This window comes from Pseudonocardia kongjuensis (genome assembly GCF_039526905.1).
Lineage (GTDB): Bacteria > Actinomycetota > Actinomycetes > Mycobacteriales > Pseudonocardiaceae > Pseudonocardia > Pseudonocardia kongjuensis.
The window spans coordinates 220,868-233,377 of the sequence record NZ_BAAAJK010000003.1; the positions used below are offsets into that span (position 1 = coordinate 220,868).

A 12,510-nucleotide genomic window follows, 5' to 3' on the forward strand; every position below is an offset into this window, starting at 1 on the left:
AGCCGATGTCCCGGTTCCGCCTCTTCGGCCGCTCCGAGCCGGTCGACGACGGCCCCGATCCCTGGCTGGACGATCCGCCGCCGGTCCCCGGCCCGCCGCCGTCGACCCGTCCCGCGACGGCCGCGGCCCGGCCCGCGCTCTGGACACCCAGGCGCCCGGCGCAGGATCCGCCCGCCGATCCGGAGCCGGTGACGGACCCGTTCGGGTTCCCGGCGCTCCGGGCCCGGGGCGCCGCCGAGACCGGTACCGAGGGTGCCGGATGGGGTCCGCCGGTCAGCCCCGCAGCCGATCCGCCGGCGGTGTTCACCGCACCCGCCCGCTCCACCGCCGACGGCCCGGCGCCCGCGCCGGGGACGGCGCCGCCGGACCCGGACGCCGGGCCGGCCACCGGGCCCGATATCGAGACGCGGCGGGCGCCGACGGCCGCTCCCCCCGTCGGAGCCGGGACCGACCCCGGGACCCGGCACCCACCGACCACCGCACCCGCCGACACGCTCACATCCGGCACCGGGGCACTCCCCCCACCGGAGACCACACCCACCGGACCCGACCCCACACCCGGGCCCCCACCGACCACCCCACGCACCGACGACCCCACGCCCGGCACCGAGGCACTCCGCCCACCGGAGACCACACCCGGGCCCCCGCCGACCACCCCGCCGCCCGACGGGGCGAACCCCGTCCCTCCCCCGGCGACCACCCCGGACGACGCGGACCACTCGGACCCGGTCGACCCCGCCGCGGCCGCCGCCCTGGCCGGGGCGTTCGCCGCCGACCTCCTCTCCTGGGACGAGAACGATCCCGACCGGCGCGGCCGCGCGCTCGGCGCCCACCTGTCGTCACCGGTGGGAGCGGCCCTGCTCGGCTGGACCGGGACCGGCCGCCAGCGCGCCGATCTGGTGCTGCCCGGCCGCGTCCGGCGCGAGGGCGAACGGGTGCTGGTCGAGGTCCGGGTCCGGGTCGTCCCGTACCGCCGGGTGGACGCCCGCACGCCCGGCGCACCCGAGCCGGAGCCGGAGCGTCCGCTCGGCGAACCGGCTGCCGCACCCGCCCCGTCGGCCCGCGGCTGGCGCGGGCTGGCCGCCCGCTGGGTGCGGATCGAGGTGACCGTCGCCCGGGACGGTGACCGGCTCGTCGTCGACGCGGGCCCGGAGCCCGGGCAGCGCACGCCGAGTCCGCACGATCTCGCCGGACGGCCCCGGTGAGCGGCGGGACCGGGTCGGCCGGAGCGACCGGAGGGACCGGGGCGACCGGGGCGACCGGGGCGACCGGGCTGACCGGGCTGACCGGGTCGGCCGGGCTGACCGGGCTGACCGGGTCGGCCGGGCTGACCGGGCTGACCGGGTCGGCCGGGCTGACCGGGGCGGCCGGGGCGCGCCGCGTCCCCGCGGTCGGCGGGCTCGCCGGCGGCGTCGGCACCACGACCGTCGCGCGCGCACTGCGGGCCCGCGATCTCGGCGTCGTCGGGGGCACCGATCTCCTGCCGGACGTGCTGCTGTGCCGGGACACCGTGGCCGGGCTCGCCGCCGCCGCCCGGGTCGCACCGCGGCCGGGCCCCGGCGCACCGGTGCTCGCACTGCACCCCGGATGGACGGAGCCGGACGGGTTCGACGCCGCCGCCGCGGGCCCCGGCTGGGCGGCCGTCGTCGCGCTGCCCGCGGTGCCCGGCTGGACCCGATCGCCCGATCCCTGGTCGGACGCCGGGACGGTGCTCATCCGTTCCGCGCCGTCCACCGCGGTCCGCCGGTACGCCGAGGCGCTCGGCCGGATCGTCGCCGCACTGACCGCCGGGGACCGGCTCGCGCACCCGCTGGTCGCCGGCACCGGCGGCGGACTGCGCCCGCTGCGCGGCGCCGTCCCGCTCCCCCGGACCGGGCCCGGTGACCCGTGCGACCGCTGATGCTGGTGCCCGCCCTGCTCGCCGCCCTGCTGACCGTGCCCGCCCCGGCCGCCGCCGCGGAGCCGCCCGGATCGTCCGGGATCGACGTCGACCGCGTCCCGGAGGCCGCCCGGCCGCACCTGTCGCTGGTCACCGAGCTCACCACCGAGGGTTGCCCGGAGCTGCCGCCCGCCTGGGTCGTCGCGCAGGTGCAGGCCGAGTCCGGCTGGGACCCGGAGCTGCGGACCGGCTCCGCGACGGGCCTGCTGCAGGTGTCCGAGCGGACCTGGACCGCGGCGGGCGGCGCCCCCTGGCCGGATCCGGCGCTCACCGATCCCGCGGCGCACCTGCGCACCGTCGTGCCGTGGCTCTGCGCCACGCTGCGGGCCGCCGCGGGGCACCTGGCGACCACGCCGAAGGACGTCGCCGTGCTCGACGCGATGCTGGTCTGCCACATCGCGGGCTGCCGCCGGGTCACCGGTTCGGCGTCCGGCGTGCCGGTCGCCGGCGAGGCCGGCTGCTCGCAGGCGTGCGCGTCGGCGGTCCGCCGCTACCTCGACGCGGTGCACGACCTGGTCGCCGACTACTCGACCGGCACCCCGGCCGCTCCCCCGCCGGCTCCCCCGGCGGCCGTGCCGCCCGCCGATCCGGCGTCGGCCCCGGCACCGGCCTGGACCGGCGGGCCGACGCCCTGCCGGGAACCCGATCCGGTCCGCCCGGACGGCTGCCTCACCGGCGCCACCGCACACGGCCTCGCCGCGGTCCGGGCCGCGTTCCAACCGGTGATCGACACCGTCGGCTGCTGGGACGAGCACCGGCACAACCCCCGCTCCGATCACCCGAAGGGACGCGCATGCGACCTGTTCACCGGCCCGGCGGGCCGCTTCCCGGAGGAGCCGGACCTGGCGGAGGGCTGGCGGATCACGCACTGGCTCGCGGCCAACGCGGAACCGCTGCGGATCCGCTACCTGATCTGGCAGGGCCGCTACTGGGACCCGTCCGTGCGGGACGACGGGACCGGCTGGGGCCGCCGCTACACCGGTGGCGGGATCTACGACACGTCCGACCCGACCGGCGGTCACTACGACCACATCCACATCAGCTTCGCGGAGTGACGATCGCGCTCGTGCTGCTCGCCCCGGTGACGGTGCTGCTGCTCGTCGTCGCACCCGGTGCCGCACCGCCGGACGGTGGCGTGCTGACCGTGGACGACCGGACCGCACTCGGCGATCCCGGCCCGGACCGCGGACCGGATCCGCCGGTCCCGGCCGTGCTGCCGGCGTCCCCGGAGGCGGTCGCCCGCGCCTACCTGGCGGCCGCCCACGGCGGCGCCCCAGGCAGCGCCGGAACGACCCGCCGGGACGCCGCCGGGTACGCGATCCCGGGCGGCGCGGGCTTCCCGGTCCTCGACCCGCCCGGCCCGGGCGAGCGGCGGATCGCGGTCGTCGAGGCGCTCGAACCGGCGGGGAGCGACCCGGTGCGCGGGCGGGTCGCGTTCGTCGCCGGGATCCGGACGGCGACCGCGGCGGTCGGCGCCCCGCCGCGCACCGAACGGTGGCGGACCCGCGTCGTGCTGCACCGCGGTCCCGCGGGCCGCTGGCTGGTCGCCGCCGACACCCCGATCACCCCCGACACGCCCGACGTGGGCGACTGACCCGAGGAGCGGGCGATGACCGCCGGCGAGCTGGAAGAAATGATCAAGACCCTGGTCGCGAAGGGGGTGACGGTGCTGCTGCTGGTACTCGGCCCCGGCGGCGAGCTGATCGGGGTGACGCCCGGCGACGACGGCCCGGCGCCCGCTCCGGGCATCTCCGAGCAGGTCGCCGCACCGGACCGGACCTCCGGGCCGGACGATCCGGGCGGCTCCGGCGACGACCCGGCACCATCGCGGGATGACATCGCGGACGGCGGGACGGACGAACAGGTGAGCAGAGCAGAGGGCAGCGGCAGCACCGCCGCCGAACGGCACGGCTGGGGCGAGCCCGTCCGCTCCGACGACTTCGACGACGGCCTCTCCGGCTGGAACATCTACGACGGCCCCGGCCACGCGGGCAACGGCCGCCGCACCCCGGACGCGGTGAGCGTCGCCGACGGCGTCCTCACGATCACCGGCGACGCCGACGGCAACACCGCCGGGATGGCCTGGACCGACGGCAGCCAGCAGTACGGCCGCTGGGAGGGCCGGGTGCGGGCGCCCGCGTCCGACCCGTCGTACAACGCCCTGCTCCTGCTCTGGCCGACCGCGGAGAACTTCCCGGTCGGCGGCGAGATCGACTTCATGGAGATGATGGACCCGACCCGGCAGAGGACGAACATCTTCGTGCACTACGGACCGGACAACTCCCAGATCGACGGCGCGGTCGAGATCGACGGCACCGGCTGGCACAACTGGGCGGTCGAGTGGACCCCGGACCGGATCACCGCCTACGTCGACGGCGAGCAGTGGTTCGAGGCGACCGATCCGACCGTCCAGCCGCCCGGCCCGATGCACCTGTGCATCCAGCTGGACTGGTTCCCGAAGGGCGGCCAGGTGCGCGAGTCGCGGATGGAGGTCGACTGGGTCCGGCAGTACCCGCTCGGGTGACGCCCGCACCGGCTCTCAGCGTCGCCACAGGCCGGCCTCCCTAGCGTGTTGCGCGTCGCCACGAGAAGGAGGACGGCGTGCAGCAGGAGGCACCCGAGCGGGCACGGCACCGCACGCCGGATCCCGAGGCGCCCGGCCGGCGCCGGTGGCCGACCGTCCTCGGTGCGCTGCTCGCGGTCGGTGCGCTGGCCGGCGTCGTCGGCGTCGCCGCGTCGGTCGACCTGACCGGCGGCTCCGGCCGGGACACCCCGCCGGCCGCCGCACCGGCGCCCGAGGAGTCCCCCGGCGGCATGCACGACCAGGAGCGGCCGGACCAGGTCGCCGCGCTGGACCCGGCGTCGCGGTCCGAGGCCGAGGCCGGCGTCCGGCACGGCTGGCGGATGATCGCCGGCGACGAGTTCGACGGCACCGAGCTCGACCTGGACCGCTGGGCCCCCTACACCGGCGAGACCACCGGCGGCGTCGGCAGGCACATGGCCGAGAACCTGTCGGTGCGCGACGGGCGGCTGCTGCTCACCAGCCGCGGCCTCACCTCGGCCGGCCTGCACTGGAAGGGCGGCATGCAGTACGGCCGCTGGGAGATCCGGGCCAAGACCAACCCGGGCACCGGCTACGGCGACGTCGCGCTGCTCTGGCCGGTCGCCGAGGACTGGCCGGTCGGCGGCGAGCTGAACTTCATGGAGATCCCGAAGGGCGACCGCTCCGAGACGCACACGATCGTCCACTACGGCGAGGACAACAGCCAGGTCGGCAAGACGATCACCGGCGACTTCACCGAGTGGCACAACTACGCCGTCGAGTGGCTGCCGGACCGGGTGGTGTTCTACATCGACGGCGTCGAGGTCTTCCGGACGATGGATCCCGACCACATCCCGCCGCGCCCGATGCACCTGGCCATGCAGCAGGACATCGGCCCGTACGGCAAGGACTGGATCCCCCCGCTCGACGAGACCTCCCCCGACGAGCTCGACTTCGAGGTGGACTGGGTGCGCATCTACGCGCCCTGACCGGCGGAGCACCGTCCTCGCTCGGCGGCGGGACGGTGTGACTGGGGAAAGAAGGAGGCCCCGGCTCCTGTGGGAGCCGGGGCCTTCTCCTGTCCCGAACTGACGCGCCGCTCCCACCACGAAGCGACGAGACGTAAGTTAGCTCAGGCTAGCCTTACTTGGCAAGAGCGGATTCCTAGCCGAGCAGCTCGCGCAACGGTCCCACGCCGAAGTACCCGACGAACAGCACCGCGACCACCCACATCAGCGGGTGCACCTGCCGGGCCCGGCCGGTCAGCGCGGCCAGCACCACGTAGGAGATGAAGCCGGCGCCGATCCCGTTCGCGATCGAGTACGTGAACGGCATGACGACGACGGTGAGGAACACCGGGATCGCCGTGCGCAGATCGTCCAGCTCGATCCCGGTGATCTGCCGGAACATCAGCGCACCCACCACGACCAGCGCCGGTGCGGCGGCCTCGACCGGCACGATCGCGTACAGCGGCGTGAAGAACATCGCCAGCAGGAACAGCAGACCGGTCAGCACGTTCGCCAGACCGGTCCGGGCGCCCTCGGCGATCCCGGCCGCCGACTCCACGAACAGCGTGTTCGACGACGACGAGGCCGCACCCCCGGCGACCGCGCCGGCCCCCTCGACGACCAGTGCCCGGCCGACGTTCGGCAGCTTGCCCTGCTCGTCGTTGAGCCCGGCCTGCCTGCCGAGCCCGGTGAGCGTCCCCATCGCGTCGAAGAAGTTCGCCAGCACCAGGGTGAAGATCAGCAGGACGACGGTGATGATGTCCAGCCGGGCGAAGGCGCCGAAGGACACCTGGCCGACCAGCGACAGGTCCGGCATCCCGACGATCTGCGACGGCAGCTCGGGCACCGCCAGCGACCAGCCGCCCGGGTTGTCCGGCCCGCCCGGCCCGACCTGCGCCAGCGCCTCGACGACGATCGCGATGACCGTGTTGAGCACGACGCCGATCAGGATCCCGGCCCGCACCCCGCGCGCGACGAGCACGCCGACGATCAGCAGGCCGAGCACGAACACGAAGGTCGGCCAGGACGCGATCGACCCGTCGATGCCCAGCCCGACCGGCACGGTGGTGTTGGCCTCGTCCGGCAGCCGGCGCACGAAGCCCGAGTCGACCAGCCCGATCATCGCGATGAACGCGCCGATGCCGACCGCGATCGCCGTCTTCAGCTCGGTCGGCACGGCGTTGAAGACCGCGGTGCGGAAGCCGGTGACGGCGAGGATCACGATGATCAGGCCGTTGATGACGACCAGGCCCATCGCCTCCGGCCAGCTCATCAGCGGCGCGATGGTCACGGCCAGCAGGGTGTTGATCCCCAGCCCGGTGGCGATCGCGAACGGATAGTTCGCGAGCACCCCGAACAGGATCGTCATCACGCCCGCGACCAGGGCGGTCACCGCGGCGACCTGGGCCAGCGGCAGGATGCCGCCGAGCGCGTCGGTCTTCGCCGACGGGTCGGTCGCGGTGACGCTGCCGAGGATCAGCGGGTTCAGCACGATGATGTAGGCCATCGCCATGAAGGTGACGAGTCCCCCGCGCAGCTCCCGGGGGATCGTGGACCCGCGCTCGGACACGCGGAAGTAGCGCTCGATCACGGCGACACCCTAGACGCGGCGCAACGCTGCGCCGTCCGGCGGTACGCGTCGTTACAGTGCAGGATGTGACGGCATCCCACGACGGCGACCCGCCGCCCCCGCCCGCGTTGCCGTCCCGGTTCTACGAGTCACCGCCGGTGATCGTCGGCGGGATGGCCGTGTGGGCGATCGCCGCCGGGATCGCGCTGTGCACCGGGTTCGTCGCCGGAACCGGCCCCGGCGAGGTGTTCTGGACGTGCATCGCCGGCCTCGGCGTCGGCCTGTTCGGTGCGCTCGTGTTCTCCGTGCAGCGGGCGGCCGCCCGCCGGGGCGACCGCTCCGCGCAGCGCGGGGTCGAGCCCGGCTGACACCGGCCACCTAGGCTCGGGGCATGACCGCCGAGCACAAGACCGCTGTCGTCACCGGCGCCTCCTCCGGGATCGGCGCCGCCACCGCCCGCGCACTCGGGAAGGCCGGGTTCCACGTCGTCCTCGGTGCCCGCCGGGTGGAGCGCTGCCAGGAGATCGCCGACGAGATCCGCGGCACCGCGCTGCCGCTGGACGTCACCGACGCCGACTCGGTCCGCGCCTTCGACGAGGCCGTGCCGGAGGCCGCCGTCCTGGTCAACAACGCGGGCGGCGCCAAGGGCCTCGACCCGGTCGAGCAGGCCGACGAGGAGCAGTGGCGCTGGATGTGGGAGACCAACGTGCTCGGCACGCTGCGGCTGACCAAGGCGTTCCTGCCGAAGCTGCGCGCCTCCGGCGACGGGCACGTGATCACCGTGACCTCGATCGCCGCGCTCGACTGGTACGACAACGGCGCCGGCTACACCGGGGCCAAGCACGCCCAGGCGATGCTGCACCGGACGCTGCGCGGCGAGCTGCTCGGCGAGCCGATCCGGGTCACCGAGATCGCCCCCGGCATGGTCGAGACCGAGTTCTCCGAGGTGCGCTTCGACGGCGACGCCGAGAAGGCCGCGAAGGTCTACCAGGGGCTGACCCCGCTGACCGCCGACGACGTGGCCGACACCATCGTCTTCGCCGCGACCCGGCCGTCGCACGTCAACCTGGACCAGATCGTGCTCAAGCCGCGCGACCAGGCGTCCGGCACCCGGCGGCACCGGCGCGGCTGAGGCGCTACAGGGTCTCCTCGGACCGGCGGCGCTGCTCGGCGTCGTCGGCCGGTTCGTCACCGGCGGCCGCGCCCGCGATCCGCTCCTCGGACTCGCGCAGGATCTCCTCCGCGCCGTCCCGGTCCGGCGCGCCGGTGCCCTGCTCCTCCGGGAGCGGGGTGGCCCGGGCCTCGGCGCGGTCGGTGGGGACGTCCGGATTCTGCGGGGCGCTCATGCCGGGTGCGTACCCGTTCCGGGCCGGTTTCTCACGGGCGCCCGGCGCGCACCCGGCCGCTCAGAGCGCGCAGCCGACCAGCACCGGCTCCGGGTGCAGGGCGACGCCGAACCGGGCCGCCACCCCGTCGCGGACCTCGCGGGCCAGCGCGAGCAGGTCCGCCGTCGTCCCGCCGCCGCGATGGGTGAGCGCCAGCACGTGCCGGGTCGACAGCGACACCCGGCCGCCCGGGCCGGCGTGGCCGCGGGCGAACCCGGACTGCTGGATCAGCCCGGCCGCGGACAGCTTCACCCGGCCCTCGCCGGCCGGCCAGGCGGCGATCCCGTCGGCGGCCGGTGCGTCGGCGGCGTCCAGGATCGGGTTGGTGAAGAACGACCCGGCCGACCAGGTGTCGTGGTCGGCGGCGTCGAGCACCATGCCCTTGCCGCGGCGCAGCGCCAGCACCGCCTCGCGGGCCGCCGCCGGATCGACCCGGGTCTCCGGCTCGACGCCGAGGGTGCGGGCCAGCTCGGCGTAGCGGATCGGGGCGGAGCGGCCGTCGGCGTGCAGCGCGAACCGGGCCCGCAGCACGATCGCGTCGTCGTTGCCCTTCAGCACGCTCGTGCGGTACGCGAGCCCGAGCGCGGCGGCCGGCACGTGCTCGCGGACGGTGCGGGTCCGGCGGTCGTAGAGATCGACGTCGACCAGCAGATCGGCGATCTCGACGCCGTAGGCGCCGACGTTCTGCACCGGGGTGGCGCCGGTGCGGCCGGGGATGCCGGACAGGCACTCGAGCCCGCCGAGCCCGTCCGCGACGGTGGCCGCGACGACGTCGTCCCAGTCCTCACCGGCCTCGACGGTCAGCAGCACCGCCCCGTCGCGCCGCTCGTGGGCGATCCCGCGGCCGGCCAGCAGCACCGCGGTGCCGTCGAACCCGTCGTCGGCCACCACCAGGTTGGAACCGCCGCCGACCAGCAGCACCCGCTCCCCGGCGGCGTCCGCCGACCCGACCGCGTCCACCACCTCGGCGGCCCCCTCGGCGCGCACGATCCGGGCGGCCGGCCCGCCCAGCCGCAGCGTGGTGTGCGCGCTCAGCCGGGGATCGGTGGTCGTCGAGGCGGGGGAGCTCACCCGTCAACGGTAACCTGCGCGCATGCCGCGCTCGCTCGACTACCGCGCCACCTCCGTGCACCCGGCGGAGAAGGTCTACGCCGCGATGGTGGACCGTGACCTGCTGGAGCAGCAGCTGAAGCACCTCGGGGGTCCGGGGGCCGCGATCACCGCCTACGAGACCGAGCCGGGCGGCGTCCGGTACACGCTGCGGCACGGCATCTCCGCCACCGACCTGCCGTCGGTGGTCACCTCGTTCATCCCCGGCGGCGACCTGAAGATCGACCGCACCGAGCACTGGCGGTCCGGCGGGGCCGGGCGCTACGACGGCACCGGCTCGGTCGAGGTCGTCGGGACGCCGGCGACCGCCCGGTCGGTGATGCGGATCGTCGACGTCGACGGGGGCTCCGAGGTCATGATCCGGGCCGAGGTGACCGTGCGGGTGCCGCTGATCGGATCGCGGATCGAGGAGGCGGTGGCCGGGCAGATCGAGAAACTGCTGGCCGCCGAGACCGAGTTCACCCTGAAGCAGATCTCCTGATGACCGGCCGCCGGTACGTCATCACGCTGTCCTGCCCGGACCGGACCGGGATCGTCGCGCGGATCGCGTCGTTCCTCGCTGGCCTCGGCGCGTCCATCACCGAGGCTGCCTACCACGCCGACGTCGAGGCCGGGGTGTTCGCCACCCGCCAGGTCGTCGACGCCGCGTCCGTCCCGTGCGACGTCGAGGAGCTCCGCGAGCTGTTCGCCCCGGTCGCCGCCGAGCTCGGCGGGGAGCACCGGATCTCCGACACCGGGACCCGCAAGCGCGCCGTGCTCCTGGTGACGCGCGACCAGCACTGCCTGCACGACCTGCTCGGACGCGTGTGGACCGGCGAGCTGCCGGTGGAGATCACCCGGGTGATCGGCAACCACGCGTCGCTGGAGCCGATCGTGACCGCGCACGGGGTGCCGTTCCATCACGTGCCCTTCCCGGCCGCCGGCGACCGGTTCCGCGAGCAGGGCAAGGTCACCGCGTTCGAGGAGATCCGCAAGCTGGTCGACGCCGACGACCCGGACGCCATCGTGCTGGCCCGCTTCATGCAGATCCTGCCCGCGCACCTGTGCGAGGCGTGGGCCGGGCGGGCGATCAACATCCACCACAGCTTCCTGCCGTCGTTCGCCGGGGCCCGGCCCTACCACCAGGCGCACCGGCGCGGGGTCAAGCTGATCGGGGCGACCTGCCACTACGCCACCGCCGATCTCGACGCCGGCCCGATCATCGAGCAGGACGTCACCCGGGTCGACCACGGCGACACGGCCGCCGACATGGTGCGCCGCGGCCGCGACATCGAGCGGCTGGTGCTGGCGCGGGGACTGCGCTGGCACCTGGAGGACCGGGTGCTGATCCAGGGCAACCGCACCGTCGTCTTCCACTGACCCGGCCGCCACGCGCCACACCACGCCCCGCCACGCCCCACCCACGCCACGCACCACCCACGCCACGCCCCACCCACGCCACGCACCCCGCCACGCCCGCGCCACGCCCCGCACCCCGCCACGCCCCACCCACGCCACGCCCCGCGCCTCGCGCCGCGCCTCGCCGCGCCCCGCGCCCCGCGCCCCGCCAGGCTCCACCCACGCCACGCCACGCCACGCGCCGCGTCCCACCCACGCCCCGCACCTCGCGCCGCGCCGCGCCTCGCCCCGCCCCGCGCCACGCCCCACGCCACGCCCCACGCCACGCCCCGCAACCCGCCACGCCTCGCCCCGCGCCCCGCCCCGCAACCCGCCACGTCCGCGCCCCGCCACGCCCCGGACCACGCCCCGCCACGCGCCCCGCCCGCCCCACCCGCACCCCGTCACCCGCCGAGATGCAGATCAGCGGGAATTGTGGATCTTTCCGGCCCGCTGAGCTGCATCTCGGTGGGTCGGCCCGAGCGCGTGCCGGACCTCCGCGACGATCCGGCCGGGAGCGCGGCGCATGTCCTGAGCGGTGTAGCGCAACACCCGCCATCCCTCGGCGACGAGCCGGGTGTGCCGGCGGGCGTCGGCCCGGGCCGCCTCGGGCGTGGCGAAGTGGCCACCGCCGTCGTACTCGACGCCCAGCAGCGCCGCCGGATAGGCGAGGTCCAGCCAGAGGATCTCGTTGCGCCCGTCGACGACCGGATGCTGCGGCACCGGCCACGGCAGCCCGGCCCGCACCAGGATCAGCCGGAGCCGGGTCTCCGGCGGCGAGCCGGACCGGGCGTCGGCCCAGCACACGGCGTCGAGGACCTTCCGCACGCCGCGCAGTCCCGGATGCCGGGCGGCGAACTCCCGCAGCAGGTCCGGGGCGAACGCACCGCGGGCCAGCGCGTCCACCGCGACGACGCCCTCGACCGGTGGGAGCCGCCGGGCCAGGTCGAACGCCGTCCGGATCCGGCCGGTCGTCCGGAGGCCGCCGAGCTCGGTGATGTCGTCGGGATGCAGCAGGTCGCGCCGGACCCGGACGACGCCCGCGCGGCTCCGCGGCCCGGCCCGGACCGCGGTCACGGCGACCTCGGCGGGCGCGTCGCGCGGTGCGCACGAGGCGCCGAGCAGCTCGGCCGCCGAGTATCCACAGAGGATGGCCCCGGGTCCCGCCCAGGCGTACGCGGCGAGCGACCGGAGCCGCAGATCGGGCGGGCACAGCTCGGCCCGGACGTAGGTGTCGGGCAGCACCCGGGCGAACTGCGGCCCGCGCAACAGATCGGGGGTGACCAGGCCCGAGGCCACCGCCACCGTGCCGCGGAACACCTCGGGCAAACCGGGAACCGTCATCCGGGGACGGTCGCGCGCCGCCCGGACCCGCCGCTGCCGAACCCCGGCACCCGGTCGCGATCGCGAACCTCCGACCCGCGCAGCCCGCACCCCGTCACCCGCCGAGATGCAGATGAGCGGGCCGGAAAGATCCACAATTCCCGCTGATCTGCATCTCGGCGGGTGACGGGGTGCGGGGCGCGGCGCGGGGCGGCGCGAGGCGCGGTGCGGGGCGCGGGGCGCGGGGCGCGGCGCCC

Annotated in this window: 14 protein-coding genes; 10 read left to right on the forward strand and 4 right to left on the reverse strand. The window is 75.9% G+C overall.

The window, feature by feature from the left end; translation table 11 throughout:
• Positions 1 to 5 precede the first annotated feature (5 nt).
• From ABD160_RS04085 to ABD160_RS04110, 6 genes are all read left to right on the forward strand, one after another.
• Positions 6 to 1,205, forward strand: coding sequence for a hypothetical protein (locus tag ABD160_RS04085; protein ID WP_344018339.1), 1,200 nt, complete (start codon positions 6 to 8; stop codon positions 1,203 to 1,205).
• Entirely contained in the window at positions 1,202 to 1,900 is a 699-nt protein-coding gene (locus ABD160_RS04090) for a hypothetical protein (protein ID WP_344018341.1), read from the forward strand. The genes ABD160_RS04085 and ABD160_RS04090 overlap by 4 nt, the downstream gene beginning before the upstream one ends.
• Positions 1,888 to 2,994: a VldE C-terminal domain-containing protein gene (locus ABD160_RS04095; protein ID WP_344018343.1), complete on the forward strand. Its 1,107-nt coding sequence runs from the start codon at positions 1,888 to 1,890 to the stop codon at positions 2,992 to 2,994. The genes ABD160_RS04090 and ABD160_RS04095 overlap by 13 nt, the downstream gene beginning before the upstream one ends.
• On the forward strand, positions 2,991 to 3,533 hold the full coding sequence (locus ABD160_RS04100; RefSeq protein WP_344018345.1) for a hypothetical protein: 543 nt from the start codon (positions 2,991 to 2,993) through the stop codon (positions 3,531 to 3,533). Before ABD160_RS04095 ends, ABD160_RS04100 begins: the two co-directional genes overlap by 4 nt.
• 15 nt (positions 3,534 to 3,548) lie before the next feature.
• A complete protein-coding gene (locus ABD160_RS04105) occupies positions 3,549 to 4,463 on the forward strand; it encodes a glycoside hydrolase family 16 protein (RefSeq protein WP_344018348.1) in 915 nt (304 codons plus the stop codon).
• 77 nt (positions 4,464 to 4,540) lie between these two features.
• On the forward strand, positions 4,541 to 5,470 hold the full coding sequence (locus tag ABD160_RS04110) for a glycoside hydrolase family 16 protein (RefSeq protein WP_344018350.1): 930 nt from the start codon (positions 4,541 to 4,543) through the stop codon (positions 5,468 to 5,470).
• 175 nt (positions 5,471 to 5,645) lie between these two features.
• Here the strand turns inward: ABD160_RS04110 and ABD160_RS04115 are convergent, their stop codons facing one another.
• Entirely contained in the window at positions 5,646 to 7,079 is a 1,434-nt protein-coding gene (locus ABD160_RS04115) for an NCS2 family permease (RefSeq protein WP_344018352.1), read from the reverse strand.
• Between the two features lie 65 nt (positions 7,080 to 7,144).
• Between ABD160_RS04115 and ABD160_RS04120 the strand changes: the two genes are divergently transcribed.
• Positions 7,145 to 7,426 (forward strand): DUF2530 domain-containing protein, encoded by a 282-nt coding sequence (locus ABD160_RS04120; protein ID WP_344018355.1) that lies wholly within the window; start codon positions 7,145 to 7,147, stop codon positions 7,424 to 7,426.
• Positions 7,427 to 7,449: 23 nt separating this feature from the next.
• Complete coding sequence (locus ABD160_RS04125; RefSeq protein WP_344018357.1) at positions 7,450 to 8,190, forward strand: SDR family NAD(P)-dependent oxidoreductase; 741 nt, start codon at positions 7,450 to 7,452, stop codon at positions 8,188 to 8,190.
• 4 nt (positions 8,191 to 8,194) lie between these two features.
• Here ABD160_RS04125 and ABD160_RS04130 read toward each other — a convergent pair whose 3' ends face one another.
• On the reverse strand, positions 8,195 to 8,404 hold the full coding sequence (locus tag ABD160_RS04130; RefSeq protein WP_344018359.1) for a hypothetical protein: 210 nt from the start codon (positions 8,402 to 8,404) through the stop codon (positions 8,195 to 8,197).
• Between the two features lie 60 nt (positions 8,405 to 8,464).
• The gene (locus ABD160_RS04135; RefSeq protein ID WP_344018362.1) at positions 8,465 to 9,514 is read right to left on the reverse strand and encodes a UDP-N-acetylmuramate dehydrogenase; all 1,050 of its coding nucleotides are present in this window, start codon (positions 9,512 to 9,514) and stop codon (positions 8,465 to 8,467) included.
• A gap of 22 nt (positions 9,515 to 9,536) precedes the next feature.
• On the opposite strand from ABD160_RS04135, the gene ABD160_RS04140 reads away from it, so the two are divergent.
• Together ABD160_RS04140 and purU are read left to right on the forward strand one after the other, a co-directional pair.
• Positions 9,537 to 10,034: a DUF2505 domain-containing protein gene (locus ABD160_RS04140; protein WP_344018364.1), complete on the forward strand. Its 498-nt coding sequence runs from the start codon at positions 9,537 to 9,539 to the stop codon at positions 10,032 to 10,034.
• Positions 10,034 to 10,912 carry a formyltetrahydrofolate deformylase gene (gene purU, locus ABD160_RS04145; protein WP_344018366.1) on the forward strand — a complete coding sequence of 293 codons (879 nt, stop codon included), beginning with the start codon at positions 10,034 to 10,036 and terminating at the stop codon, positions 10,910 to 10,912. Before ABD160_RS04140 ends, purU begins: the two co-directional genes overlap by 1 nt.
• A gap of 441 nt (positions 10,913 to 11,353) precedes the next feature.
• On the opposite strand, the gene ABD160_RS04150 is transcribed toward purU, so the two are convergent.
• Positions 11,354 to 12,274, reverse strand: coding sequence for an endonuclease domain-containing protein (locus tag ABD160_RS04150; RefSeq protein WP_344018368.1), 921 nt, complete (start codon positions 12,272 to 12,274; stop codon positions 11,354 to 11,356).
• Positions 12,275 to 12,510: the final 236 nt, after the last annotated feature.

What these genes read in the sequence shown, in the direction of transcription:
- ABD160_RS04085 (WP_344018339.1), top strand. Translation starts at nt 6, where the DNA reads ATGTCCCGGTTCCGCCTCTTCGGCCGCTCCGAGCCGGTCGACGACGGC.
- ABD160_RS04140 (WP_344018364.1), top strand. Translation starts at nt 9,537, where the DNA reads ATGCCGCGCTCGCTCGACTACCGCGCCACCTCCGTGCACCCGGCGGAG.
- ABD160_RS04125 (WP_344018357.1), top strand. Translation starts at nt 7,450, where the DNA reads ATGACCGCCGAGCACAAGACCGCTGTCGTCACCGGCGCCTCCTCCGGG.
- ABD160_RS04130 (WP_344018359.1), bottom strand. Translation starts at nt 8,404, where the DNA reads ATGAGCGCCCCGCAGAATCCGGACGTCCCCACCGACCGCGCCGAGGCC.
- purU (WP_344018366.1), top strand. Translation starts at nt 10,034, where the DNA reads ATGACCGGCCGCCGGTACGTCATCACGCTGTCCTGCCCGGACCGGACC.
- ABD160_RS04105 (WP_344018348.1), top strand. Translation starts at nt 3,549, where the DNA reads ATGACCGCCGGCGAGCTGGAAGAAATGATCAAGACCCTGGTCGCGAAG.
- ABD160_RS04150 (WP_344018368.1), bottom strand. Translation starts at nt 12,274, where the DNA reads ATGACGGTTCCCGGTTTGCCCGAGGTGTTCCGCGGCACGGTGGCGGTG.